The organism is Variovorax sp. 350MFTsu5.1 (assembly GCF_048302515.1).
Lineage (GTDB): Bacteria > Pseudomonadota > Gammaproteobacteria > Burkholderiales > Burkholderiaceae_C > Variovorax > Variovorax guangxiensis.
In genome coordinates, this window is the sequence record NZ_CP157620.1 from 1665988 (window position 1) to 1690409 (window position 24422).

General features: G+C 67.6%; 23 protein-coding genes and 1 tRNA gene. 17 read left to right on the forward strand and 7 right to left on the reverse strand.

Going from position 1 to position 24422, the window contains the following annotated elements; genetic code table 11:
- Positions 1-55 precede the first annotated feature (55 nt).
- From lolA to ABL843_RS07270, 6 genes are all read left to right on the forward strand, one after another.
- Positions 56-688, forward strand: a complete 633-nt coding sequence (lolA, locus tag ABL843_RS07245) for an outer membrane lipoprotein chaperone LolA (RefSeq protein ID WP_176668072.1) — start codon at positions 56-58, stop codon at positions 686-688.
- A 25-nt stretch (positions 689-713) separates the two neighbouring features.
- Entirely contained in the window at positions 714-2006 is a 1293-nt protein-coding gene (locus ABL843_RS07250; RefSeq protein ID WP_369659354.1) for a replication-associated recombination protein A, read from the forward strand.
- A gap of 251 nt (positions 2007-2257) precedes the next feature.
- Positions 2258-3187: a branched-chain amino acid ABC transporter permease gene (locus ABL843_RS07255; RefSeq protein WP_019654264.1), complete on the forward strand. Its 930-nt coding sequence runs from the start codon at positions 2258-2260 to the stop codon at positions 3185-3187.
- A 13-nt stretch (positions 3188-3200) separates the two neighbouring features.
- Entirely contained in the window at positions 3201-4409 is a 1209-nt protein-coding gene (locus ABL843_RS07260) for a branched-chain amino acid ABC transporter permease (RefSeq protein ID WP_126023134.1), read from the forward strand.
- A 20-nt stretch (positions 4410-4429) separates the two neighbouring features.
- Entirely contained in the window at positions 4430-5203 is a 774-nt protein-coding gene (locus ABL843_RS07265; protein WP_126023135.1) for an ABC transporter ATP-binding protein, read from the forward strand.
- 16 nt (positions 5204-5219) lie between these two features.
- Positions 5220-5981, forward strand: coding sequence for an ABC transporter ATP-binding protein (locus tag ABL843_RS07270; RefSeq protein ID WP_369662473.1), 762 nt, complete (start codon positions 5220-5222; stop codon positions 5979-5981).
- 23 nt (positions 5982-6004) lie between these two features.
- Here the strand turns inward: ABL843_RS07270 and ABL843_RS07275 are convergent, their stop codons facing one another.
- Both ABL843_RS07275 and ABL843_RS07280 read right to left on the reverse strand, forming a co-directional pair.
- Positions 6005-6463, reverse strand: coding sequence for a (2Fe-2S)-binding protein (locus tag ABL843_RS07275; protein ID WP_184635311.1), 459 nt, complete (start codon positions 6461-6463; stop codon positions 6005-6007).
- Between the two features lie 11 nt (positions 6464-6474).
- Positions 6475-8661: a molybdopterin cofactor-binding domain-containing protein gene (locus ABL843_RS07280; protein WP_418119433.1), complete on the reverse strand. Its 2187-nt coding sequence runs from the start codon at positions 8659-8661 to the stop codon at positions 6475-6477.
- A 144-nt stretch (positions 8662-8805) separates the two neighbouring features.
- Between ABL843_RS07280 and ABL843_RS07285 the strand changes: the two genes are divergently transcribed.
- Positions 8806-9564 (forward strand): Crp/Fnr family transcriptional regulator, encoded by a 759-nt coding sequence (locus ABL843_RS07285; protein WP_126023138.1) that lies wholly within the window; start codon positions 8806-8808, stop codon positions 9562-9564.
- On the opposite strand, the gene ABL843_RS07290 is transcribed toward ABL843_RS07285, so the two are convergent.
- Complete coding sequence (locus tag ABL843_RS07290) at positions 9536-10516, reverse strand: Bug family tripartite tricarboxylate transporter substrate binding protein (RefSeq protein ID WP_418119434.1); 981 nt, start codon at positions 10514-10516, stop codon at positions 9536-9538. The two genes, ABL843_RS07285 and ABL843_RS07290, sit on opposite strands and share 29 nt — an antisense overlap.
- A gap of 34 nt (positions 10517-10550) precedes the next feature.
- Complete coding sequence (locus ABL843_RS07295) at positions 10551-11615, reverse strand: CDP-6-deoxy-delta-3,4-glucoseen reductase (RefSeq protein WP_126023140.1); 1065 nt, start codon at positions 11613-11615, stop codon at positions 10551-10553.
- Positions 11616-11700: 85 nt separating this feature from the next.
- Here ABL843_RS07295 and ABL843_RS07300 point away from each other — a divergent pair, with 85 nt between their 5' ends.
- On the forward strand, positions 11701-12636 hold the full coding sequence (locus ABL843_RS07300; RefSeq protein ID WP_418119435.1) for an NAD-dependent epimerase/dehydratase family protein: 936 nt from the start codon (positions 11701-11703) through the stop codon (positions 12634-12636).
- A gap of 132 nt (positions 12637-12768) precedes the next feature.
- Here ABL843_RS07300 and ABL843_RS07305 read toward each other — a convergent pair.
- Positions 12769-12853, reverse strand: a tRNA-Leu gene (locus ABL843_RS07305).
- Between the two features lie 42 nt (positions 12854-12895).
- On the opposite strand from ABL843_RS07305, the gene cysM reads away from it, so the two are divergent.
- The 3 genes from cysM to ABL843_RS07320 all read left to right on the forward strand — a co-directional run bounded on the left by cysM (position 12896) and on the right by ABL843_RS07320 (position 14656).
- Positions 12896-13798 (forward strand): cysteine synthase CysM, encoded by a 903-nt coding sequence (cysM, locus tag ABL843_RS07310; RefSeq protein ID WP_126023198.1) that lies wholly within the window; start codon positions 12896-12898, stop codon positions 13796-13798.
- Positions 13799-13863: 65 nt separating this feature from the next.
- Positions 13864-14439 (forward strand): NUDIX domain-containing protein, encoded by a 576-nt coding sequence (locus ABL843_RS07315; protein WP_019654253.1) that lies wholly within the window; start codon positions 13864-13866, stop codon positions 14437-14439.
- A complete protein-coding gene (locus ABL843_RS07320) occupies positions 14429-14656 on the forward strand; it encodes a sulfurtransferase TusA family protein (RefSeq protein WP_106937528.1) in 228 nt (75 codons plus the stop codon). Before ABL843_RS07315 ends, ABL843_RS07320 begins: the two co-directional genes overlap by 11 nt.
- 73 nt (positions 14657-14729) lie before the next feature.
- On the opposite strand, the gene galU is transcribed toward ABL843_RS07320, so the two are convergent.
- Positions 14730-15620 (reverse strand): UTP--glucose-1-phosphate uridylyltransferase GalU, encoded by an 891-nt coding sequence (galU, locus tag ABL843_RS07325; RefSeq protein WP_418119436.1) that lies wholly within the window; start codon positions 15618-15620, stop codon positions 14730-14732.
- Between the two features lie 99 nt (positions 15621-15719).
- Positions 15720-18599 (reverse strand): valine--tRNA ligase, encoded by a 2880-nt coding sequence (locus tag ABL843_RS07330; RefSeq protein WP_418119437.1) that lies wholly within the window; start codon positions 18597-18599, stop codon positions 15720-15722.
- Between the two features lie 105 nt (positions 18600-18704).
- Between ABL843_RS07330 and yaaA the strand changes: the two genes are divergently transcribed.
- The 6 genes from yaaA to ABL843_RS07360 all read left to right on the forward strand — a co-directional run bounded on the left by yaaA (position 18705) and on the right by ABL843_RS07360 (position 24282).
- A complete protein-coding gene (gene yaaA, locus ABL843_RS07335; RefSeq protein ID WP_126023201.1) occupies positions 18705-19490 on the forward strand; it encodes a peroxide stress protein YaaA in 786 nt (261 codons plus the stop codon).
- 157 nt (positions 19491-19647) lie between these two features.
- Positions 19648-20490 carry a 2OG-Fe(II) oxygenase gene (locus ABL843_RS07340; RefSeq protein WP_418119438.1) on the forward strand — a complete coding sequence of 281 codons (843 nt, stop codon included), beginning with the start codon at positions 19648-19650 and terminating at the stop codon, positions 20488-20490.
- Positions 20491-20504: 14 nt separating this feature from the next.
- Positions 20505-21410: an alpha/beta fold hydrolase gene (locus ABL843_RS07345; protein WP_418119439.1), complete on the forward strand. Its 906-nt coding sequence runs from the start codon at positions 20505-20507 to the stop codon at positions 21408-21410.
- Complete coding sequence (queF, locus tag ABL843_RS07350) at positions 21407-22285, forward strand: NADPH-dependent 7-cyano-7-deazaguanine reductase QueF (protein WP_418119440.1); 879 nt, start codon at positions 21407-21409, stop codon at positions 22283-22285. Before ABL843_RS07345 ends, queF begins: the two co-directional genes overlap by 4 nt.
- Before the next feature lie 120 nt (positions 22286-22405).
- Positions 22406-23311 carry an SDR family NAD(P)-dependent oxidoreductase gene (locus tag ABL843_RS07355; protein ID WP_369659344.1) on the forward strand — a complete coding sequence of 302 codons (906 nt, stop codon included), beginning with the start codon at positions 22406-22408 and terminating at the stop codon, positions 23309-23311.
- 80 nt (positions 23312-23391) lie between these two features.
- Positions 23392-24282: a LysR substrate-binding domain-containing protein gene (locus ABL843_RS07360; RefSeq protein ID WP_418119441.1), complete on the forward strand. Its 891-nt coding sequence runs from the start codon at positions 23392-23394 to the stop codon at positions 24280-24282.
- The last annotated feature ends 140 nt before the right edge of the window (positions 24283-24422 follow it).

Below are 24422 nucleotides of genomic sequence, written 5' to 3' on the forward strand. Positions count from 1 at the left end.
TTCGCGGCGGGTAGGGTCGAAAGCCTGGTGCCACAGCCATTCAGAGGAATCCAAATTGAAATTGCGTCACTGGCTACTGATCGGCCTGCTGAGTTCCGTCAATGCCTGGGCGGGCGGGCTCGACAGCCTCGAAACCTTCGTGAAGACGGTGAAGTCCGGCCGCGCCGACTTCACCCAGACCGTCACCGCGCCCGCGCGTGAAGGCCAGCCGGGCCGTACCAAGACCTCGGCCGGCACCTTCGAATTCCAGCGCCCCGGCAAGTTCAAGTTCGACTACCAGAAGCCCTTCGCGCAGAGCATCGTGGCCGATGGCAAGACGCTGTGGCTCTACGACGCCGACCTGAACCAGGTCACGCAGCGCGCGCAGGCGCAGGCATTGGGCTCCACGCCCGCGGCGCTGATCGCCGCGGCGCCCGACCTGAAGGCGCTGCAGGCCGACTTCACGCTGGAGTCCGCGCCCGACCGCGACGGCCTGCAGTGGGTCAAGGCCACGCCGAAGAACAAGGACGGCCAGCTGCAGAGCGTGCAGGTCGGCTTCCAGGGCGATGCGCTGGCGGCGCTCGAGATCCTCGACAGCTTCGGCCAGCGCTCGGTGCTGAAGTTCAGCAAGGTCGAAGTGAATCCCTCGCTGCCCGCCAGCGTGTTCGACTTCAAGCCGCCGGCCGGCGCGGACGTCGTCAAGCAGTAATCCATAAACAGGCAAGCCCACCGGATTGGCCACTTCAGCCCACCAGCCCCTTGCCGAACGCCTGCGTCCCAAGACCCTGGGCGAGGTGATCGGCCAGCAGCACCTGCTCGGCCCGGGCATGCCGCTGCGCATCGCCTTCGAGTCGGGCCAGCCGCATTCCTGCATCCTTTGGGGCCCGCCGGGCACGGGCAAGACCACCATCGCGCGATTGATGGCCGATGCCTTCGACGCGCAATTCCTGAGCATCAGCGCGGTGCTCGGCGGCGTGAAGGACATCCGCGAGGCGGTCGAGCGCGCCACTGCCGCGCGCGACGGGCTCACGCAGCAGCGCACCATCGTCTTCGTCGATGAGGTGCACCGCTTCAACAAGAGCCAGCAGGACGCCTTCCTGCCGCACGTGGAGTCGGGCCTCTTCACCTTCATCGGCGCGACCACCGAGAACCCCTCGTTCGAGGTCAATTCGGCGCTGCTGTCGCGCGCGGCCGTCTACGTGCTGCAGTCGCTCGACGAAGGCAACCTCAAGCAGATTGTTGCGCGCGCGCAGGCCATACAGGCCGTGCCCGCCATCGACGACGCCGCGGTCGACCGCCTCGTGGCCTATGCCGACGGCGATGCCCGCCGGCTGCTCAACACGCTCGAAACCCTTGCGGTCGCCGCGCGCGCCGAGAAGCTCGACCACATCACCGACGAATGGCTGCTTCGCGTGCTCGGCGAACGCATGCGCCGTTACGACAAGGGCGGCGAACAGTTCTACGACACCATCAGTGCGCTCCACAAGTCGGTGCGCGGCAGCGACCCCGATGCCGCGCTCTACTGGTTCGTGCGCATGCTCGACGGCGGCGCCGATCCGCGCTACATGGCGCGCCGCCTGGTGCGCATGGCCAGCGAAGACATCGGCCTGGCCGATCCGCGCGCGCTGCGCCTGGCGCTCGACGCCGCCGAGGTCTACGAGCGGCTGGGTACCCCGGAAGGCGAACTGGCGCTGGCCGAGTGCGTGGTCTACCTCGCGATCGCGCCCAAGTCGAACGCCGTCTACAAGGCCTACAACGCGGTACGCGCCCTCGTGAAGACCGACACCACGCGCCCGGTGCCCATGCACCTGCGCAATGCGCCGACCAAGCTCATGAAGCAGCTCGACTACGGCAAGGGCTACCGCTATGCGCACGACGAGGAGGGCGGTTTCGCCGCTGGCGAGCGCTACCTTCCCGACGGCCTGGAAGGCCAGGTCTTCTACGAACCGGTGGAGCGTGGACTCGAAATCCGCATCGCGGAAAAGCTGCGCGACCTTCGCCGCCGGAACGACGAAGCCAAGGGCTGATACAGCCGTCTATACCCTGTTGCACCATGTGCGCGAAGCGTGCATGACCCCACGCGCATACAGCATGACGTGAGCGGGTAAACCCCGGTCCGCGCGCACCGAATCGGCGCTGGTGCGTGACTACAATCCCGCCCACAAATCCGCCGGCGACACATGTTGGCTGGTTTTTTGCTTGTCAAGCCAGGGGCGCCAAACCGGTGACCCGGTGGGTGAATGGCACCCCAACGGTGCAACACATAGGAAATCGCGTTATGGACATTTTGCTGCAGCAGATCATCAACGGTCTGGTTCTCGGCAGCATGTACGCCTTGATAGCCCTGGGCTACACAATGGTGTACGGCATCATCAATCTGATCAACTTTGCGCACGGTGAAGTGCTGATGGTGGGGGCGCTCACGAGCTGGACCATCATCGGACTCATGAAGGACGGCATGCCCAACACACCGGGATGGCTGATCCTCTTCATCGCGCTGATCATTGCCTGCGTCGTCGCGGCAACCCTGAACTTCGTGATCGAGAAAGTGGCCTACCGGCCGCTGCGCAACAGCCCCAAGCTCGCGCCGCTCATCACCGCCATCGGCATGTCGATCCTGCTGCAGACGCTGGCGATGATCATCTGGAAGCCGACCAACAAGGCTTATCCCACGCTCCTGCCTTCCGATCCCATCCACCTCGGCGGCGCGGTCATCTCGCCCACCCAGGTCATGATCCTCAGCGTCACGGCGTTCTCGCTCGTGGTACTCATGTGGCTGGTCAACTACACCAAGCTCGGCCGCGCGATGCGCGCCACTGCCGAGAACCCGCGCGTCGCCGCGCTCATGGGCATCCGCCCCGACATGGTCATCTCGGCCACCTTCATCATCGGCGCCGTGCTCGCGGCGATCGCCGGCGTGATGTACGCCTCCAACTACGGCATCGCGCAGCACGCCATGGGCTTCCTGCCCGGCCTCAAGGCCTTCACGGCGGCCGTGTTCGGCGGCATCGGCAACCTGGCCGGCGCGGTGGTCGGCGGCATCCTGCTGGGCCTCATCGAGGCCATCGGCTCGGGCTACATCGGAACGCTGACCGGCGGGGTGCTGGGCAGCAACTACAGCGACATCTTCGCGTTCATCGTGCTGATCGCCATGCTCACGCTGCGTCCTTCGGGCCTGCTGGGCGAACGCGTGGCCGACCGCGCCTGAGGAGCTTGCCATCATGAAGAACAGCAAGAACCTCGCCCTCTACGTCATCGGCGCCATCGCCGTGCTCGCGCTGCCGCTGCTGCTGCAGATGCAAGGCAACGCCTGGGTGCGCATCGCCGACATCGCACTGCTCTACGTGCTGCTGGCCCTGGGCCTGAACATCGTGGTCGGCTATGCCGGCCTGCTCGACCTGGGCTACGTGGCCTTCTTCGCGGTGGGGGCCTACCTCTTCGCGCTGATGGGGTCGTCGCACCTGTCCGAGACCTTCGAGTGGTTCAAGATCACCTTCCCGAACGGCATGCACACCTCGCTGCTGATCGTGATACCGCTGGCCTTCGTGCTGGCGGCGGTGCTCGGCGTGCTGCTGGGGGCGCCCACGCTCAAGCTGCGCGGCGACTACCTCGCCATCGTCACGCTCGGCTTCGGCGAAATCATCCGCGTGTTCCTGAACAACCTCGACCAGCCGGTGAACATCACCAACGGTCCGAAGGGCATCACCTCGATCGACTCGATCAAGTTCTGGGGGCTCGACCTCGGCAAGGCGCTGAAGTTCGACGGCTTCACCATCTCGTCGGTCACGCTCTACTACTACCTGTTCCTGGCGCTGGTGCTGGTCACCATCCTCATCTCGCACCGCCTGCAGCTTTCGCGCATCGGCCGCGCCTGGATGGCCATCCGCGAGGACGAGATCGCAGCCAAGGCCATGGGCATCAACACCCGCAACATGAAGCTGCTGGCCTTCGGCATGGGCGCGAGCTTCGGCGGCGTCTCCGGCGCGATGTTCGCCGCCTTCCAGGGCTTCGTGTCGCCCGAGTCCTTCAGCCTGATGGAGTCGGTGATGATCGTGGCCATGGTCGTGCTCGGCGGCATCGGCCACCTGCCCGGCGTGATCCTGGGCGCCATCCTGCTGGCTGCGCTGCCCGAAGTGCTGCGCTACGTGGCCGGTCCGCTGCAGTCGCTGACCGACGGCCGCCTCGACGCTTCCATCCTGCGCCAGCTGTTCATCGCGCTGGCCATGATCGTCATCATGCTGGTGCGCCCGCGCGGCCTGTGGCCCTCGCCGGAGCACGGCAAGTCGCTGACGAAGAAGGGCGGCGTGCCCGTCGACCCGACCCACGCCGCGGTCGCCCCCGGCTCGCTGCAGACCCACGCGCCGGGCGTCGACACGCCCGCAGACGAACTGCCGGGCGCGGCTTCCCGTCCCATGTCGATCAATCCCTGAACGCGCGAGGAAGAATCAACATGACGACTGACACCATCCTCGACGTCCGGGGCATCTCCAAGCGCTTCGGCGGGCTGCAGGCCCTGTCCGACGTGGGCATCACCATCAAGCGCGGCCAGGTCTACGGCCTGATCGGCCCCAACGGCGCGGGCAAGACCACCTTCTTCAACGTGATCACCGGCCTGTACACGCCCGACAGCGGCACCTTCGAGCTCGCAGGCAAGCCCTACCAGCCGACGGCCGTGCACGAAGTGGCCAAGGCCGGCATCGCGCGCACCTTCCAGAACATCCGACTCTTCGCCGAAATGACGGCGCTGGAGAACGTGATGGTCGGGCGCCACATCCGCACCCATTCGGGCGTGCTGGGCGCGATGTTCCGCACCGGCGGCTTCAAGGCCGAGGAAAAGGCCATTGCGGACCGCGCGCACGAACTGCTCGACTACGTGGGCATCGGCAAGTTCGCCGACTACAAGGCGCGCACGCTGTCGTACGGCGACCAGCGCCGCCTCGAGATCGCACGCGCGCTGGCCACCGACCCGCAGCTCATCGCGCTCGACGAGCCGGCCGCTGGCATGAACTCCACCGAGAAGGTGGCGCTGCGCGAGCTGATCGACCGCATCCGCCGCGACAACCGCACCATCCTGATCATCGAGCACGACGTCAAGCTCATCATGGGCCTGTGCGACCGCGTGACCGTGCTGGACTACGGCAAGCAGATCGCCGAGGGCACTCCGATGGAGGTGCAGAAGAACGAGAAGGTGATCGAGGCCTACCTCGGTACCGGAGGACACTGAGATGACGACAGCAACGATGAGCGAGCAAGACACCGCCGCCGGCACCGCACAAGCCAGGACTGCCGGCAAGACCCTGCTGAAAGTCAGTGGCCTGAAGGTCGGCTACGGCGGCATCCAGGCCGTCAAGGGCGTGGACTTCGAGGTGCGCGAGGGCGAGCTGGTCTCGCTGATCGGCTCCAACGGCGCCGGCAAGACCACCACCATGAAGGCCATCACCGGCACGCTGCCCTCGGGCGCCGGCCACATCGAGTTCCTGGGCCGCAGCATCAAGGGCCGCGGCGCATGGGACCTGGTGGAAGAGGGCCTTGTGATGGTGCCGGAAGGCCGCGGCGTGTTCACGCGCATGACCATCACCGAGAACCTGCAGATCGGCGCCTACATCCGCAAGGACAAGGCCGGCATCGCGAGCGACATGGAGCGCGTGTTCGTCACCTTCCCGCGCCTGCGCGAGCGCAAGGACCAGCTGGCCGGCACCATGTCGGGCGGCGAGCAGCAGATGCTGGCCATGGGCCGCGCGCTCATGGCGCGCCCCAAGGTGCTGCTGCTGGACGAGCCCACCATGGGCCTGTCGCCCATCATGTGCGACAAGATCTTCGAGGTGGTGCAGACCGTGGCCTCGCAGGGCGTGACCATCCTGCTGGTCGAGCAGAACGCCAACCGCGCGCTGCAGCTGGCCGACCGCGGCTACGTGATGGAGTCGGGGCTCATCACCATGAGCGGCGATGCCAAGGAACTGCTGAGCGACCCGCGCGTGCGGGCCGCTTACCTCGGCGAATAAGGCCCTTTCTCTTTTTTTCCTGCCTATCCCATCGCCGCAGCCGCAGCCTTGATGGCCTCGCGGATGCGGCCGTAGGTGCCGCAGCGGCACACGTTCTCGATGGCGTCGATGTCGGCGTCCGTCGGGTTGCGCGTGCGGCGCAGCAGGTCCACCGCGGCCATGATCTGCCCTGGCTGGCAGAAGCCGCACTGCGGCACGTCGAGGTTCAGCCAGGCCTGCTGCACCGGATGCAGCGTGTTGCCGTTGGCCAGCCCCTCGATGGTCGTCACCTGGCGGCCGCGCACGTCGGACACCCGCGTCGAGCAGGTGGTGACCGCCTTGCCATCCACGTGGCAGGTGCAAGCCTTGCACACGTTGATGCCGCAGCCGTACTTCGGCCCGGTGATGCCGAGCTTGTCGCGCAGCACCCAGAGCAGGGCCATGTCGTCGGGCGCCTCGACGTCGACGTTCTGGCCATTCACCTTGAAAGATTGCACTGGCATGGGAGGCCTCCTCAGGTCGGGATCGGAACGTTGACGGGCGTGGGCAGCTTGCCCGGCGGGATCGGCGTGAAGTCGACCGGGAAGTTCAGCGGAAAGCTGCGCGGCTTGATGCCGGTGGCACGCGCGTATGCGTTGGCGATGGCGCCCGAGCTCGCCGACAGGCCGACCTCGCCCAGGCCGCCGATGGCCTCGTTGCTGGGCGGCATGATGATGACCTTCACGTCCTTCGGGTAGTTCTTCATGCGCGAGAAGTGGTACTGCGAATAGCTGCCTTCCAGTGGCAGCCCGTTCTGGATGTGCAGCCCGGCGCTGAGCACCAGCGCGATCGATTCGCACAGGCCCCCCTGCAGCTGCGCCTCGATGCCCGAGGGGTTGATGGGCGTGCCCACGTCGATCGCGATCGTCGCGCGCACCACCTTCGCAGCCGAAGGCATCCGCGCGTCGATCTCGACGATGCAGGCCGTGAACGACTTCGTTTCCTGGTGCACGCCCACGCCCTGCGCGAAGCCCGCGGGCATCGCCTTGCCCCACTGCGCCGCCTCGGCCACTGCCTTGAGCACCGCGCGGGCGCGCGGCAGGCGCAGGTATTCGAGCCGGAAGGCGACCGGGTCCTTGCCCGCCGCCCTGGCCATCTCGTCGACCAGGATCTCCTCCACAAGCCGCGAGGGCTGGATGTGCACCGAGCGGTACGAGCAGGTGTTCATGTCGATCGGCACCGGCGTCAGCAGCTTGGTCGTCACGCCGAAGTTGTAGGGCGAGGAGACCATGGTCTTGAACATGATCTGCTCGATCGCGAAGTTGCCCACCGTCTGCGGAAAGGCGTTGGGCAGCGCGATGGCCGCGGCCTCCAGCATGTTGCCGAAGCCGTGGCGCGTGTCGAGCCGCACGCCGGCGATGCGCTGCTCGAAGGCGATCACCTGGCCCAGCAGCATCGTCGCGCGCGCCTTGTGGAACATCGGCGGGCGCATGCGCGTGTGACGCATGTCGTCGGTGCGGTGGTACATCAGGCGGCAGGGTCGCCCGAGCGCCTTCGATACCTGGATCGCCTGCAGCACCGGGTCCCAGAAGAGGCGCCGTCCGAAGGAGCCGCCCGAAGGCACCACATGCACGGTCACCTTGTTCAATGGCAGGCCGAGTTCGGCCGCCACCGCCTGCTGGGTGACGATGGGGCTCTGCAGCCCGGCCCAGATTTCGGCCCGGTCCGGGCGCACGTCGGCAATTGCGCATTCCACTTCCATCGGGCAGTGCGAGACCGGCGCGAACTCGAATTCGCCCTCCACGGTCAGCGCACCCAGCGGCGGCAGCGCGAACGGAAGCAGCGCCGACTTCAGCTTGCGCATGAGGGTGGCGTTCGACTCGCCGTCGATCGGGCCGGCGGCCCAGGTCACGTCGAGTGCATTCACCGCGGCCCATGCCTGCCCGAAGGTCTCGGCCATCACGGCCACGCCGGGCGGCGTCGGCGTGATGCCGTTGGTCGATGGAATCGGCACCACGCCGATCACCCCCGGCATGGCCATCACCGTGTTCATGTTGTTGATGCTCACGAACTTGCCGTTGATGGTCGGCGGGCGCCGCACCATCGTCGGCATGGCGCCGGGCACGGCCTGGTCGAGCGTGAACTTCTTGCGCCCGGTGACGATGTCGAGCGCGTCGAGCCGCGTGACGCGCTGCCCGACCACCGATGGCGTGGAGCCCGAGAGCACGCCGCCCAGGCCGCCCAGAAGCGGCATCCCGGCATGCAGCGAGCGCACGCTCGACGAACCGCCGGTGAGCTGGTTCCAGATCAGCTCGGGGCTGGCGTCGGCCGAGGTCACTTCGATCGCGCTCAGCGGCAGGCGCAGCTTGTCGGCGAGCATCATCGCCGTGGCCGTCGCGATGCCCTGGCCCACCTCCAGCCGCGGCAGCGCGAGCCGCACGCGGCCGTTCTCGGCGTTCGTCACCTTCACGAGGGGCATGGTCGGCAGCGAAGTCACGGTCACCGCATCGCCGATGTCGATCAGGTCGGTGGTGTCGGGCGGCGTCATCGGCAGCAGCGCTGCGACTGCCCGGGAGGATGCGGTGAGGCTGCCCAGGCCGGCGGTCGCCGACAGCAGCGGCGCAGCCGTCGCATAGCCCAGCACCTCGCGCCGTCGCAGGCCCGGCGAATCGTCGTCGTCCGGCGTGCGCGAGGGGCGCGGCCTCTCGTTCGATCGCTTCATCGTTGTCTCCTTGTTGTGGTGGCGAACGCGAGCGACTGTGGCATCATGGCCGCGCCGAGGATGTCGTTGGAACGACATTTCTTACGGCCCGCGATGGACCGGCTCGCGCGACGGGCCGGCCGTGTCCTGGGAGGAGACCCGACGATGTCGACGAGCGCGCTGGAGAACATGCTCCGCGAGAGCCTGTGGGCGCGAGCCCTCACGAGCGAGGAGCTCGACCGGGTCGTGCAGGAATCCCATGAGCGCACCGTTCCTGCCGGAGGTTTCGTCGTGCGGCGCGGCGAGCCCGCCGATCACTGGGTCGGCGTGATGGACGGCCTGCTGAAGATGTCCGTGTCGCTGCCTGACGGCCGCGTTTCCACCTTCACCGGCGTCACTGCCGGAGGCTGGAGCGGCGAGGGCTCCCTGCTCACCCCCGGCCCCTGGCGCTACGACGGCGTGGCGCTGCGGCCCACCCGCGTCGCCTGCATCCCGAAGCACAGCTTCGAGCGCCTCTTGGCCTCGAACATCGAATTCAATCGGTTTCTGTTGTTACACATCAATGCGCGGCTGAGCCTGTTCATCGGGCTCATGGAGTTCGACCGCCTGCTGGGCCCGGACGCGCGCGTGGCGCGCTGCCTTGCGAGCCTGTTCGATCCGATCCTGTATCCGCGTGCCGATCGCTTCGTGCGGCTGAGCCAGGACGAGATCGGCCTGCTGTCGGCGGTGTCGCGACAGCGCGCCAACCGCGCGCTGCACGCCCTGCAGCGCGACGGCCTGCTGCGCGTGGAGCATGGCGGTGTCGAGGTGCTCGACCTCGCGGGGCTGCGCAGCTATTCGGGCGATGCCTCCTCGGTGGCGTTGCGCCGCGAGGAGGCCTTGCCCGAGGACCTCGTCAGTCCACCTTCGCGCCGGTGGCCTTGACGACCTTCTCGTACTTGGCGAGCTCGCTCTTCATGAAGGTGCCGAATTGCTCGGGCGAGCTGCCCACCGGCTCGGCCAGCAGCGAGGCGAAGCGGGTCTTCGTTTCGGGCGCATTCAGTGCCGCCACGAAGGCCTGGTTGAGCTTCACGACCACATCGTGCGGCGTGCCGGCCGGTGCGACCAGGCCCCACCATGTGTCGATGGAGAAGCCCTTGAGCGTGTCGGCCACGGGCGGCACCTCGGGCAGCGAACTGCTGCGCTGCAGCGTCGTCACAGCGAGCGCTTTCAGCTTGCCCGAGCGGATGTTCGGCGCGGCGGTGGCGAGGTTGTCGAAGTTGAAGTCGACCTGGCCCGAGATCAGCGCCAGCTGCGCCGGGTTGCCGCCGTTGTACGGAATGTGCAGCGCGAAGATACCGGCCTCTTTCTTGAACAGCTCGCCCGCGAGGTGCCCTGCGCTGCCGTTGCCGCCGCTGCCGTAGTTGAGCTTGGCGGGGTTGGCCTTGGCGTAGCGGATCAGGTCGGCCACGCTGTTGATGTTCAGGCGCTTGGCGGTGTCGGCGTTCATCACCAGCACGTTGGGCACGCGGACCATCTGCGTGATCGGCGCGAAGTCGGTCGCGGCGTTGAACGGCATCTTGCTGTAGAGCCACGGGTTCACCGCGTTGGTGGCGGTGGCCGCGATGCCGATCGTCAGTCCGTCGGCCGGCGCCTTCGCCACCGCGTCGGCGCCGATGTTGCCGCCCGCGCCGGGCTTGTTGTCGATGATGACCGTGCCCAGCGTGTCCTTCACGCGCTCGGCCAGGATGCGCGCCGTGTTGTCGATCGGCCCGCCCGCCGCGTAGGGAACGATCAGGCGGATGGGGCGCTGCGATTGCTGCGCCAGGGCCTGGCCGGTGCCCATGAGGGCGGTGGCGCTTGCGAGGAGGGTGAGAAGGAAGTGTCTCGTCTTCATCTTGTTCTTGGGGTATCGCAGTGGATCGGAAAAATCAGGGGAGCGCCTTGTCCGCCTCGGTGGTGAACGCGTCGGCGTAGAACTCTTCTTCGGGCAGCCCCGCCAGCGCAACGTAGTCGCGCTTGGCCGAGTCGACCACGATGGGCGCGCCGCAGGCATACACCTGATGGCCCGACAGGTCGGCGAAGTCCTCGAGCACGGCCTTGTGGACGAAGCCGGTGCGGCCGGTCCAGTTGTCCTCGGGCGTGGCGTTGGAGACCACCGGCACGTAGCGCAGGTTCGGCATCTGCGCCATCTGCTCGCGCAGCCAGCCGTCCATGTACAGGTCTTCGGGCCGGCGGCCGCCCCAGTACAGCGTGGCGGCGCGGTCGATGCCCTTGAACTGCATGTGCTCCAGCAGCGCCTTGATGGGCGCGAAGCCCGTGCCGGAGGCCAGCAGGATCATCGGCTTGTCGGAGTCCTCGCGCAGGAAGAAGCTGCCGAAGGGGCCTTCGATGCGAAGGATCTCCTTTTCCTTCATTGCGCCGAACACATGGTCGGTGAACTTGCCGCCGGGCAGGTGCCGCAGGTGCAGTTCGATGCCCGTGCCGGGTTGCGCCAGCGTGTGCGGAGCATTGGCCATCGAGTAGCTGCGGCGCGCGCCGTCGCGCAGGATGAATTCGACGTACTGGCCCGCGTAGAACTGCAGCGGCTCACCGGCCGGCAGCTGCAGGCGCACCAGCATCACGTCGTGCGACTGGCGCGTGAGGGCCATCACCCGCACCGGCATCTTGCGGATCGGCAGCGCGCCGGCCTCGGTGACCTGGCGCGATTCGAGCACCACGTCGCTCGTGGGATGGGCGCAGCAGGTGAGTACGTAGCCGGCCAACTGCTCCTCGGCGCTCAGCGCCTTGCTCTGGTGCGGGCCCAGCGTGACTTCGCCCGAGAGCTTCTTGCACTTGCACGAGCCGCAGGCGCCGTCCTTGCAGCCGTAGGGCAGGCCGATTCCCTGGCGGATGCCCGCGGCCAGGATGGTTTCGTCGCCCTGGACCGTGAAATGGCGCCCGCTGGGCTCGACGGTGATGGAAAAGCCCGCTTCGTGCGGCGCTGTGGCTGTCATCGGTATTCTTCGAGGGGTAACGCTCCCTCCGGGCCGTTGGCGGCCGGGGGAGCTGGAACTGAATTGGGAAGACGGGAACAGGATTTTGCCTTCAATCAATAGCCCCTCCGGCGCGCTGCCAGCGCGGTTCCGGCGAGAACGCCTGCTGATCGTCGGTTGCGGCGACGTCGGCCAGCGCGTGGCGCGCGACCTGCGCGGGCGCATGCAGCTGGTGGCGCTCACTTCATCGGCCGACCGCGTGGGCGTCCTGCGCACCGCCGGAATACGCCCCCTGGTGGGCAACCTGGACGATCCGGCCACCCTGCGCCGGCTCGCCGGCATCGCCACTCGCGTGCTGCACCTGGCGCCCCCCGCGCGCGACGGCGGCCCCGCCTGGTGGCGCGACCAGCGCACCACCATGCTGGCGCGGGCCCTGCGGCTGCGGTCCTTGCCCTCGGCCTTCGTCTACGGCTCCACCAGCGGCGTCTACGGCGACTGCGGCGGCGCCCGCATCGACGAAACCCGCGCCGTGCGGCCCGACACCCCACGTTCCCACCGCCGCGTCGACGCCGAACGCGCCGTGCGCTGGCTCGGCCGCAGCGCCGGCGTGCGCGCCAGCATCCTGCGCATCCCGGGCATCTACGCTCCCGACCGCGAGAACGGCACCCCCCGCGCCCGCCTGCAGCGCGGCACACCCGTGCTGCGGCAGGAGGACGACGTCTACACCAGCCACATCCACGCCGACGACCTCGCCCGCGCCTGCATCGCCGCGCTCTACCGCGGCAAGCCGCAGCGCGTGGTGCACGCCGCGGACGACACCGAACTGCGCATGGGCGACTACATCGACCTCGCCGCCGACATCTACGGCATGCCCCGCCCGCCCCGAGTGGCCCGAGGCGAAGCCGAACGGCAACTGCCGCTGCAGCTGCTGAGCTTCATGGGTGAATCGCGACGGCTGGACAACTCCAGGCTGAAGCGTGAACTGAGGGTGCGCCTGGCGCACCCGACGGTACACACCGGCCTGCAAGAAAAGACCGGCTGAAATAAAAGGGATAGAGCAGGGCCCCATTCCAGGGACACCGTGGAACCGGCTCCGCCGGGCCGCCGGTGTCGCCCCCGGAAGGGGGGTGGCGCAGCGACACGAAGCGCGCGAAGCCTGGGGGAGAGCCAAGCCTGGTGCCCGGGGCCGGAATCGAACCGGCACGCCTTGCGGCGGGGGATTTTGAGTCCCCTGCGTCTACCAATTTCACCACCCGGGCAGGGTTCTGAACGAAGCCCAAAATTATGGCACAGTGGCTGGCATGAACTATCCGACGATCGAAGACGCCATCGGCAAGACCCCTCTGGTCGCGCTGCAACGCATCAATGCAGCAGAAAACGCCAGGCGCGGCAACGTGATTCTCGGCAAGCTCGAAGGCAACAACCCCGCCGGTTCGGTGAAAGACCGGCCGGCCCTCTCGATGATCCGGCGTGCCGAGGAGCGCGGCGAGATCAAGCCCGGCGACACGCTCATCGAAGCCACCTCCGGCAACACCGGCATCGCGCTCGCGATGGCCGCGGCCATCAAGGGCTACCGCATGGTGCTCATCATGCCGGAGGACCTTTCGGTCGAACGTGCGCAGACCATGAAGGCCTTCGGCGCCGAGCTCGTGCTCACGCCCAAGAGCGGCGGCATGGAATACGCCCGCGACCTCGCCGAGCAGATGGTGGCCCAGGGCAAGGGCCGCGTGCTCGACCAGTTCGCCAACCCCGACAACCCGCGCATCCACTACGAGACCACCGGCCCCGAGATCTGGGCCGACACCAAGGGCAAGGTCACGCACTTCGTGAGCGCGATGGGCACCACCGGCACCATCACCGGCGTCTCGCGCTTCCTGAAAGAGAAGAACCCTGCCATCCGCATCATCGGCGCGCAGCCGGCCGAAGGCTCGCGCATTCCGGGCATCCGCAAGTGGCCCGCCGAGTACTTGCCGAAGATCTTCGATCCCAGCCGTGTCGACGAGGAAATCAGCGTGAGCCAGAGCGATGCCGAAGAGATGTGCCGCCGCCTCGCGCGCGAGGAGGGCATCTTCGGCGGCATCTCTGCCGCGGGCGCGCTGTGGGCCGCGCTCGAAGTGTCGAAGACGGTGGAGAACGCCACCATCGTCTTCGTGGTCTGCGACCGCGGCGACCGATACCTCTCCACCGGCGTCTTCCCGGCTTAGGCTGCGACCGAACCGGCGTCTGCCCAACGCGAGCAGGCGCCAAAGAAGAAAGAAAAGAGACCCCCATGCCCCACCCCAAGTTCTGCCAGGTCTGCGCCACGCCGCTCGAGTGGATCGCACTGATGGAAGACGGCGGCCCCAAGGAGCGGCTGCGCTGCCCCAACTGCGGCCACACGCACTGGAACAATCCGACGCCCGTGCTCGCGGCCATCGTCGAATACCGTGGCCAGGTGCTGCTGGCGCGCAATGCCGCGTGGCCGGGCAAGATGTTCGCGCTCATCACCGGCTTCATGGAAGCGGGCGAGACGCCCGAGGAGGGCATCGCGCGCGAGGTGAAGGAAGAGACCAATCTCGACGTGAGCGCCACGAAGATCGTGGGCGCCTACGACTTCCAGCGCATGAACCAGGTCATCATCGCCTATCACGTGGTGGCCGATGGCGAGGTGAAGCTCTCGCCCGAGCTGGTCGACTACCGGCTCTACGATCTGCCCGATCTCAAGTGCTGGCCCGCCGGCACCGGCTATGCGCTGGCCGACTGGCTGCGCACGCGCGGGCACGAGCCGGTGTTCTTCACCGCCGCCGAGAACGAGGAGCGCCGCCGCGGCCTCAACCTGCCCCCGGAGCCTGGCAATGCAAGCTGATCGCGAGCTCGACACGCGCGGGCTGAACTGTCCGCTGCCCATCCTCAAGGCGAAGAAGTCGCTCAACGAGATGACGAGCGGCCAGCTGCTGAAGGTGGTGTCGACCGACCCCGGATCGATCCGCGACTTCCAGGCTTTCGCGCGCCAGACGGGCAATGAGCTGATGGAGCAGGAAACCGTCGGCACCGACTTCATCCATGTGCTGAAGCGCCGCTGACAAGGCGCAGGCGACGGAACAAAGAAAAAGGGCCGCGGTTGCGGCCCTTCCTGCATGTGCTCGAAGCTGCGGATTACAGCTTCAGGCTCTTGAGGTACTCGCGGAAATCCGCGCCCACTTCGGGGTGTGCCAGTGCCAGTTCGACCGAGGCCTGCAGGAAGCCTTCCTTGCTGCCGCAGTCGTAGCGGATGCCCTTGTACGAGTAGGCGTAGACCGATTCCTTCTTCATCAGCGCCGCGATGCCGTCGGTCAGCTGGATCTCGCCGCCCGCGCCCTTGGGCTGGTTGCGGATCTCGTCGAACACGCCTGGCGTGAGGATGTAGCGGCCGGCCACGCCCAGGCGCGAGGGAGCCTCTTCGGGCTTCGGCTTCTCGATCATGCGGCTGACCTTCACCAGGCCTTCCTCGATCGCGTCGCCGGCCACGATGCCGTAGCGCTTGACGTGCGCGAGCGGAACTTCCTGCACCGCCAGCAGCGAGCCGCCGAGGCGGCCGAAGGCTTCGGTCATCTGCGCCAGCACGGGCTGGCCGCCGTCGGGGCCGACCATCAGGTCGTCCGCCAGCAGCACGGCGAAGGGTTCGTTGCCGACCAGGTGCTCGGCGCACAGCACCGCGTGGCCCAGGCCCAGCATGCGCGGCTGGCGCACATACGAGCAGGTCATGTCGTCGGGCATGACCGAGCGGGCGATGTTCAGCAGCGCGGTCTTGCCGCTGGCCTCGAGCTGGCTCTCGAGTTCGTAGGCGGTGTCGTAGTGGTCTTCGATCGCGCGCTTGTTGCGGCCGGTCACGAAGATCATGTCGCGGATGCCGGCTGCGTACGCTTCCTCGACGGCGTACTGGATCAGCGGCTTGTCGACCACCGGCAGCATTTCCTTGGGTTGCGCCTTCGTGGCCGGCAGGAAGCGGGTGCCGAAGCCTGCAACGGGAAATACGGCCTTGCGGATGCGGGTCGCGGATGTGGACATGGGCGGTTCAGCGTCTTTCGTCAAAGAGGGGGATGGCAGGATGCGAAACGGCGCGCAGCCGCTCCAAGCATCCTAAACGCCTTCGAAACCCGGAGTCTGTCAGCCGAGGCGTACAAGCTGGTCGCGCAGGCGCTCCAGAGTGGCCGTGAAGTCAGTCAGACGTTTACGTTCCTGCTCGATCACGGCCGGCGGGGCCTTCGCGACGAACGCTTCGTTACCCAATTTCGAGTGCACCTTGGCGATCTCGCCTTCGACGCGCGCCACTTCCTTGCCGATGCGAAGCTTCTCCGCGGCCTTGTCGATTTCCATGTGCAGGCACAGGCGCGCCGCGCCAACCACGGCCACGGGCGCGGCCTCGGCTGCAGCCGACCACGAGGCCTCGTCGTCGAAGACCTTCACTTCCTTGAGCTTGGCGAGCGCCTGCAGCACCGGCGCCGATTCGCGCAGGAAGGCCGCGCCCTCGGCATCGTCGGCCACCGCGTACAGCGGCAGGCGCGTGGCCGGCGACACGTTCATCTCGCCGCGCAGCGTGCGGCACGCATCCACCAGCGCCTTCAACCGCGCCACATATGCTTCGGCCGCCTCGTCGATCTTCTCGGGCTGGCTCTTCGGATACGCGGCGATCATGATCGACTCGCCCTCACGTCCTGCAACCTTCGAAACCTTCTGCCACAGCTCTTCCGTGATGAACGGAATCACCGGGTGCGCCAGGCGCAGCAGCGTCTCGAGCACGCGGATGAGCGTGCGGCGCGTGGCGCGCTTCTGCGCGTCGTCGCCGGTCTGGATCTGCACCTTGGCGATTTCGAGGTACCAGTCGCAGAACTCGTCCCAGGCGAACTGGTAGATCGAGGTGGCCACGTTGTCGAGGCGATATTCCTCGAAGCCCTGGGCCACCTCGGCCTCCACGCGCTGCAGCTTCGACACGATCCAGTAGTCGGCGCGGCTGAATTTCAGGTAGCCATGCGCCTTGCCGCCGACCTTGCAGTCTTCCTTGCTGTGCTCCAGCAGGCCGCAGTCCTGGCCCTCGCAGTTCATCAGCACGAAGCGCGTGGCGTTCCACAGCTTGTTGCAGAAGTTGCGATAGCCCTCGCAGCGCTTGGAGTCGAAGTTGATGCTGCGGCCCAGCGAGGCCAGCGACGCAAAAGTGAAGCGCAGCGCATCGGCGCCGAAGGCGGGGATGCCGTCCGGAAACTCTTTTTGCGTGTTCTTGCGCACGGCCGGCGCCGTCTCGGGCTTGCGCAGGCCCTGCGTGCGCTTGTCCAGGAGCGCGGGCAGTTCGATGCCGTCGATCAGGTCCACCGGGTCGAGCACGTTGCCTTCGGACTTGCTCATCTTCTTGCCCTGCGCGTCGCGCACCAGGCCGTGGATGTACACGTGCTTGAACGGCACCTTGCCGATGAAGTGCTTGGTCATCATGATCATCCGGGCGACCCAGAAGAAGATGATGTCGTAGCCGGTCACCAGCACGGTGGAGGGCAGGTACAGGTCGAGGTCCTGCGTCTTCTCCGGCCAGCCCAGCGAGGAGAAGGGCACCAGCGCCGACGAATACCAGGTGTCGAGCACGTCCTCGTCGCGCACCAGCTTCCTGCCGGGCGCCTTGGCCTGCGCGGCGGCTTCGTCTTCCGCCACGTACACGTTGCCTTCCTCGTCGTACCAGGCGGGAATCTGGTGGCCCCACCAGAGCTGGCGCGAGATGGTCCAGTCCTGAATGTTCTCCATCCAGTGGTTGTAGGTGTTGACCCAGTTCTCGGGCACGAAGCGCACCTCGCCCGACTTGACCACGTCGATGGCCTTCTGCGCGATCGACTGGCCGTCCGCGCCGGGGCGCGTCATGGCCACGTACCACTGGTCGGTGAGCATCGGCTCGACGATGGCGCCCGAGCGCGCGCAGCGCGGCACCATCAGCTTGTGCTTCTTCACCTCGACCAGCAGGCCCAGCGCGTCGAGGTCGGCCACGATGGCCTTGCGCGCCACGAAGCGGTCGAGGCCGCGGTACTTCTCGGGGGCGTTGTCGTTGATGGTGGCGTCGAGCGTGAGCACGCCGATCATGTCCAGCTTGTGGCGCTGGCCGACGGCGTAGTCGTTGTAGTCGTGCGCGGGCGTGACCTTCACGACGCCGGTGCCGAACTCCTTGTCGACGTAGTCGTCGGCAATGATCGGGATCAGCCGGTCCACCAGCGGCAGCTTCACGCGCTGGCCGATGAGATGCTTGTAGCGCTCGTCCTCGGGGTGGACCATCACGGCCGTGTCGCCGAGCATGGTTTCGGGCCGGGTGGTCGCCACGGTCAGCGTGCCGCTGCCGTCTTCCAGCGGATAGGCAATGTGCCAGAGCGAGCCGTCTTCCTCTTCGCTCTCGACTTCGAGGTCGCTCACCGAGGTCTTGAGCACCGGGTCCCAGTTGCCCAGGCGCTTGCCGCGGTAGATCAGGCCTTCTTCGTACAGCTTCACGAAGGTGTGGGTCACGACCTTGGAGAGGTCGTCGTCCATGGTGAAGTACTCGCGGCTCCAGTCCACCGTGTCGCCCATGCGGCGCATCTGCTGGGTGATGGTGTTGCCCGACTTCTCCTTCCACTCCCACACGCGCGCCACGAAGTTCTTGCGGCCCAGGTCGTGGCGGCTGACTTTCTGCTCCTGCAGCTGGCGCTCCACCACGATCTGCGTCGCGATGCCGGCGTGGTCGGTGCCGGGCACCCACAGCGTGTTGTCGCCCTTCATGCGGTGATACCGCGCGAGGCTGTCCATGATCGTCTGGTTGAACGCATGGCCCATGTGCAGCGTGCCCGTCACGTTGGGCGGCGGCAGCTGGATCGCGAACGACTCGGCGCCTTCCTTGGGTTGCTGCGTGCCGCGGAAGCCGGCCTTGGCGTAGCCGCGCTTCTCCCATTCGGGGCCCCAGTGCGCCTCGATGGCGGCGGGCTCGAACGATTTGGAAAGGCTGTCCAGACCAGGCTGGGCGGGAGGGGTGGTGGGTTCGCTCATGGGAAATGCAGGAACGGCCCTTCGGGGGCCGTCGGGGGACACAGGGAGGTAGCCGGCGATTTTACCGGGGCGGCCCCTGTCATGGCCGCCACTGATAATTCCGGCATGCTGTTCCTGCTTTCCCCTGCGAAGTCGCTCGACTACGAAACCCCCGTCCCCTCCGAAATCCCTGCCACCCAGCCCCATTTCGAATCGCCCCGCGGCCCTTCGGTCGAACTCATCAAGCTGCTGCGCGAGAAGTCGCCCCAGCAGATCTCCGAGCTCATGAGCCTGTCGGACAAGCTCTCGGCCCTGAACGTGGCCCGCTACGAGGCCTGGTCCAGCAAGAGCAGCCCGAAGAACGCCCGCCAGGCCGCCTTCGCCTTCGACGGCGACGTCTACGGTGGCCTCGACGCCCGCACCCTCACCAAGGCCCAGCTGGCCTGGGCGCAGGACCACGTCTGCATCCTCAGCGGCCTCTACGGCCTGCTTCGCCCGCTCGACCTGCTGCAGCCCTATCGCCTGGAGATGGGCACCCAGTTGGCCAACCGCCACGGCAAGGATCTCTACGCCTTCTGGGGCTCGCGCATCGCCGAGCACCTGAACCAGCGCCTCGCGGCCGACAGCTCGCCGGTGGTGATCAATGTCGCATCGAACGAGTACTTCAAGTCGGTGGACCGGAAAGTGCTCAAGGCCCGTGTGGTCGAATGCGTGTTCGAGGAGTGGAAGGGCGACCGCTACAAGATCGTGAGCTTCTTCGCCAAGCGCGCCCGCGGCCTGATGGCGCGCTGGGCCGCGCAGCACAAGGCCTCCACGCCCAAGGCACTGGAAAAGTTCGACCTCGAGGGTTATGGTTTCGACGCCGATGTGTCCAAACCAGACAGATTGGTGTTCAGGAGAAGGTTGGACTGACCCCCAGTCTTCGCGCACTTCGTGTCGCTGCGCCAACCCCCTTGCAGGGGGCAACACCGGCGGCCTGGCAAAGCCGGTTCCGCGGTGTTCCTGGCATTGGGGGCGTGGCGGTTTTTTCATGTGTTGCGGGGGTGCCGCAACGTGCAGGAGTATTGAGATGTCCCAAGCGATCAGTCCGGAACTGCGCGAGTGGCTGGTAGCCCAGCTCGCAGCCGGGCATTCGGTGCCGGCGCTGCGCGCTTCCATGCGCGCGGCCGGCTGGCACGACGCCGCCGCCGACGTGGCGCTGGCCCAGCTCGAAGCCGGCTTCCCGAACGTGGAAGTCGCGCTGCCCTCCGTGCAGGCGAAGATGCCCGGGCCCGACCTCGACGGCGCGCCGCTGTACATCGATGCGGGCGACCGCCGCGTGCAGGTGCTGCAGACCATGCGGCACCCGCGCGTGGTGGTCTTCGGCAACCTGCTGTCGGCGGAGGAGTGCGAAGGGCTGATCGCCGCCGCGCGCGTGCGGCTTGCGCGCTCGCTCACGGTCGAGACGCGTACCGGCGGCGAGGTGCTCAACGTCGACCGCACCAGCGACGGCATGTTCTTCGAGCGCGGCGAGAACGAGATCGTCGCCCGCGTCGAACAGCGCATCGCAGCGCTGCTGCGCTGGCCGCTCGAATTCGGCGAGGGTCTGCAGATACTGCGCTACGCACCCGGCGCGCAGTACCGTCCGCACTACGACTACTTCGACCCCAACGAGCCCGGCACGCCCACCATCCTCAAGCGCGGCGGCCAGCGCGTCGCCACGCTGGTGATGTACCTGCAGGAGCCCGAGGGCGGCGGCGCCACCACCTTCCCCGACGTGGGCCTCGAAGTGGCCCCGGCGCGCGGCTGCGGCGTGTTCTTCAGCTACGACCGGCCCGACCCCGTCACCCGCACCCTGCACGGCGGCGCGCCGGTGCTGGCGGGAGAGAAGTGGGTCGCCACCAAGTGGCTTCGCGAGCGCGAGTTCAAGTAGCAGGCAGCTCCCGGATGAAAGTCACCGCCAACGGGCTGCAGATCGAAGTCGACGACACCGGGGGCGAGGGCCGCCCCGTCATCCTGCTCATCATGGGCCTGGGCATGCAGCTCGTCGCGTGGCCGACGGCCTTCGTGCAGCAACTGGTGGACGCGGGCTTTCGCGTGGTGCGCCACGACAACCGCGACATCGGCCTGAGCCAGGGCTTCGACCACGCGGGCGTGGGCAACATCGTGTGGGAGACCATCCGCCACCGCCTCGGCCTGAAGGTGCGCTCGCCCTACACGCTGCAGGACATGGCCCTCGATTCGCTCGGCGTGCTCGACGCGCTGGGCATCGAAAGAGCCCACATCGTCGGTGCCTCCATGGGCGGCATGATCGCCCAGCGCATCGCGGCCTTCGCGCCGCGGCGCACGGCCAGCCTCGTGAGCATCATGAGCTCCAGCGGCGCGCGCGGCCTGCCCGGACCGCGCCGCGAGGTCGCCGCCATGCTCATGCGCCGGCCGATGGGCCGCGACGAAGCCGCGCTGGTCGCGCACAGCATCCGGCTGTTGCGGCTCATCCAGAGCCCGGCCTATCCGCAGACCGACGAAGAGCTCTCCGAGCGGCTCGTCTTCAGCATGCGCCGCTCCTATCACCCGGCCGGCCTGATGCGGCAGATGCTCGCCATCGGCGCCGACGACGAGCGCCCCGCGCTGCTGCCGCGCATCCAGTCGCCCACGCTGGTGCTGCACGGCGAGGCCGACGCGCTCGTGCCCATCGCCTGCGGCGAAGACACGGCCCGGCGCATCCCGGGCTCGAAGTTCGTTTCCGTTCCCGGCATGGGCCACGACCTGCCGCCCGAGGTGTGCGACATCGTCGCCCGCCACATCGCACCGTTCGCGCACGCGGCGGATGCCCGAGACACAGCAAGACCATGAGCCACGATCCGCACACCCCACACAACCCGAACACGCCCGAGCAGTCGCAGCTGGGCCGCGCCTCGGCCTACGCCGACCATTACGACCCCACGCTGCTCTTTCCCATCGCGCGCGCCACGCAGCGCGAGGCCATGGGCATCAAGGCTGGCGCGCTGCCGTTCTTCGGCGCCGACCTCTGGAGCGCCTTCGAAGTGAGCTGGCTCAACCTGCGCGGCAAGCCGCAGCTGGCCATCGCGCACTTCACCATTCCCTGCGAGACGCCCAACATCATCGAGAGCAAGAGCTTCAAGCTCTACCTCAACAGCTTCAACAACAGCCAGTTCGCAAGCGTCGACGCGGTGCGCGAGCGCCTGCGCGCCGACCTGTCGGAGGCCGCATGGCGCGGAAGCGACCAGCAGGCCACCATCGGCGTGACGCTGCTCGCACCCGACATGTTCGACCGCGAGCCGGTGCACGAGCTCGACGGCCTCGACCTCGACCGCCTCGACATCGAGTGCAGCCACTACCAGCCCGCGCCCGAGCTGCTGAGCAGCGACGCCACGCAGGCGCCCGTCAACGAAACCCTCACCAGCCGCCTGCTGAAGAGCAACTGCCTCGTCACCGGCCAGCCCGACTGGGGCAGCGTGCAGATCCGTTACAGCGGCCCGCCCATCGACCAGGCCGGCCTGCTCGCGTACATCGTCAGCTTCCGCAACCACAACGAGTTCCACGAACCCTGCGCCGAGCGCATGTTCACGGACATCTGGACCCGCTGCAAGCCGAACAAGCTCGCGGTGTACGCGCGCTACACGCGCCGCGGCGGGCTCGACATCAACCCGTTCCGCACGAGCTGGCCGCAGGCGCTGCCACCGAATATCCGGACCGCGCGGCAGTAGGCCGAGGCCGCCGCCGAAGCCCCTCTTCGGAAACCGCAAACCCGCTGCCGCCCTCGCTGTGGCATTCTGGATTTCGCCCGCGACCCCGCGGGCGAATGAACATCCGGAACAGAGGCAAGCATGGTTGAAGGAAAAGTGGTCGTCGTCACCGGCGCGGGCGGCGGCATCGGGCGCGACATCGCGCTGGCGATGGCGGCGCATGGTGCGAAGGTGGTGGTCAACGACATCGGCGCGGCGCTTGATGGCGCCGGGGGCAGCGCCGGCCCCGCGCAGCAGGTGGTCGACGAGATTCGCGCCGCCGGCGGGCAGGCCGTGCCCAGCACCGACAGCGTGGCCGATGCCGCGAGCGCGGCGCGCATCGTGCAGTGCGCCATCGACAGCTTCGGGCGCATCGACGCGGTGGTGAACAACGCCGGCATCCTGCGCGACCGCTTCTTCCACAAGATGTCGGTCGACGAGTGGGACTCGGTGCTCAAGGTGCACCTGTACGGCGCGTACTACGTGAGCCGCGCGGCCGCCACGCACTTCAAGGAGCAGGAGTCGGGCGCGCTGGTGCACATGACTTCCACCTCGGGCCTCATCGGCAACTTCGGCCAGGCCAACTACGCGGCGGCCAAGCTCGGCATCGTGGCGCTGTCGAAGTCGATCGCGCTGGACATGCAGAAATTCAACGTGCGCTCCAACTGCATCGCGCCCTTCGCCTGGAGCCGCATGATCGGCGCGATTCCCACCGACACCGACGAGCAGCGCGCCCGCGTCGACAAGATCAGGCAGATGACGCCCGCCAAGGTCGCGCCGCTGGCGGTCTACCTCGCGAGCGATGCCGCGGCGGCGGTCAACGGCCAGATCTTCTCGGTGCGCAACAACGAGATCTCGCTCATCAGCCAGCCGCGGCCGGTGCGCTCCATCCACCGCTCCGAGGGCTGGACGCCGCAGAGCATCGCCGAGCACGCCATGCCCGCGATGCGCGCCAGCTTCTTCGATCTCGACCGCTCGGCGGACGTTTTCAGCTGGGACCCGGTCTGAGGACAAACCCGCACAGGGCGGCGAGCGGCCTCATTCGCCGGACAATGCGCGTTTCGCCTTCTCCTTGATACCGGCGCCCGGTGAACCTGCACTTCGACCTGTTCGACCTGAAACTGTTCGTCTACGTGGCGGACGCGCACAGCCTCACGCGCGGCGCGGAGAAGGCCTGCATCTCGCTGGCCGCCGCCTCCACGCGCATCAAGCAGATGGAAGAGGCCGTGGGCGGCAAGCTGTTGCACCGCAGCGCGCAGGGCGTGAGCCTCACGGCGGCGGGGCAGGCGGTGCTCTACCACGCCAAGCGCGTGATGCAGCAGATGGAGCACCTGCGCTGCGACATGCAGGACTTCGGCAAGGGCATCAAGGGCCACGTGCGGGTGTTCGCCAACACCACCTCCATCACCGAATACCTGCCGCAGAAGCTGGCGGGCTTCCTCACGCAGCATCCGGCCGTGCAGGTGGACCTGCGCGAATACCTCAGCGAGGAGATCGTGCGCGCGGTGGCAGACGGCGAGGCCGACATCGGCATCCTCGCGGGCGACGTGCACACGGGCGACTTCGACGCGCGCCCCTTCGGCAGCAACCAGCTCGTGCTGGTGGTGCCCACCAAGCACCGCCTCGCGGGCGCGTCTTCGGTGGCCTTTGCCGACACGCTCGACGAGCAGCATGTGGGCCTGCACCACGGCAGCGCCATCCATCGCTTCCTGCAGCGCAGGGCCGAGCTCGCGGGGCGCGGCTTCAACCCGCGCATCCAGGTCAGCAGCTTCGAGGCCATCTGCCTGATGATCGAGGCGGGCGTGGGCGTCGGCGTGCTGCCGGCGTCGTCGGCGCAGCGGCTGTCGATGGCGATGCGCATTTCGACCGTGGCGCTCAGCGACGCCTGGGCCGAGCGCGAGCTGAAGCTGATCGCGCGCAGCCGCGAGCAACTCCCGGCCTCCGCGCGCGAGCTCTTCGACCACCTCGTTGCGTCATGACGCTCACCCCCAGGCTTCGCGCACTTCGTGTCGCTTCGCCAACCCCCTTGCAGGGGGCAACACCTGCGGCCCGGCAAAGCCGGTTCCGCGGTGTTCCTGACCTCGGCCGTGGCGAGCGAGCGCATCGTGGGCGATACATC

Excerpts from the sequence above, each read along its gene's own strand:
- ABL843_RS07345 (WP_418119439.1), top strand. The coding sequence starts at position 20,505 with ATGAAAGTCACCGCCAACGGGCTGCAGATCGAAGTCGACGACACCGGG.
- queF (WP_418119440.1), top strand. The coding sequence starts at position 21,407 with ATGAGCCACGATCCGCACACCCCACACAACCCGAACACGCCCGAGCAG.
- yaaA (WP_126023201.1), top strand. The coding sequence starts at position 18,705 with ATGCTGTTCCTGCTTTCCCCTGCGAAGTCGCTCGACTACGAAACCCCC.
- ABL843_RS07290 (WP_418119434.1), bottom strand. The coding sequence starts at position 10,516 with ATGAAGACGAGACACTTCCTTCTCACCCTCCTCGCAAGCGCCACCGCC.
- ABL843_RS07295 (WP_126023140.1), bottom strand. The coding sequence starts at position 11,615 with ATGACAGCCACAGCGCCGCACGAAGCGGGCTTTTCCATCACCGTCGAG.
- ABL843_RS07260 (WP_126023134.1), top strand. The coding sequence starts at position 3,201 with ATGAAGAACAGCAAGAACCTCGCCCTCTACGTCATCGGCGCCATCGCC.
- cysM (WP_126023198.1), top strand. The coding sequence starts at position 12,896 with ATGAACTATCCGACGATCGAAGACGCCATCGGCAAGACCCCTCTGGTC.
- ABL843_RS07265 (WP_126023135.1), top strand. The coding sequence starts at position 4,430 with ATGACGACTGACACCATCCTCGACGTCCGGGGCATCTCCAAGCGCTTC.
- ABL843_RS07280 (WP_418119433.1), bottom strand. The coding sequence starts at position 8,661 with ATGAAGCGATCGAACGAGAGGCCGCGCCCCTCGCGCACGCCGGACGAC.
- ABL843_RS07270 (WP_369662473.1), top strand. The coding sequence starts at position 5,220 with ATGAGCGAGCAAGACACCGCCGCCGGCACCGCACAAGCCAGGACTGCC.
- ABL843_RS07275 (WP_184635311.1), bottom strand. The coding sequence starts at position 6,463 with ATGCCAGTGCAATCTTTCAAGGTGAATGGCCAGAACGTCGACGTCGAG.
- ABL843_RS07285 (WP_126023138.1), top strand. The coding sequence starts at position 8,806 with ATGTCGACGAGCGCGCTGGAGAACATGCTCCGCGAGAGCCTGTGGGCG.
- ABL843_RS07340 (WP_418119438.1), top strand. The coding sequence starts at position 19,648 with ATGTCCCAAGCGATCAGTCCGGAACTGCGCGAGTGGCTGGTAGCCCAG.
- galU (WP_418119436.1), bottom strand. The coding sequence starts at position 15,620 with ATGTCCACATCCGCGACCCGCATCCGCAAGGCCGTATTTCCCGTTGCA.
- ABL843_RS07330 (WP_418119437.1), bottom strand. The coding sequence starts at position 18,599 with ATGAGCGAACCCACCACCCCTCCCGCCCAGCCTGGTCTGGACAGCCTT.
- ABL843_RS07255 (WP_019654264.1), top strand. The coding sequence starts at position 2,258 with ATGGACATTTTGCTGCAGCAGATCATCAACGGTCTGGTTCTCGGCAGC.
- ABL843_RS07320 (WP_106937528.1), top strand. The coding sequence starts at position 14,429 with ATGCAAGCTGATCGCGAGCTCGACACGCGCGGGCTGAACTGTCCGCTG.
- ABL843_RS07355 (WP_369659344.1), top strand. The coding sequence starts at position 22,406 with ATGGTTGAAGGAAAAGTGGTCGTCGTCACCGGCGCGGGCGGCGGCATC.
- ABL843_RS07315 (WP_019654253.1), top strand. The coding sequence starts at position 13,864 with ATGCCCCACCCCAAGTTCTGCCAGGTCTGCGCCACGCCGCTCGAGTGG.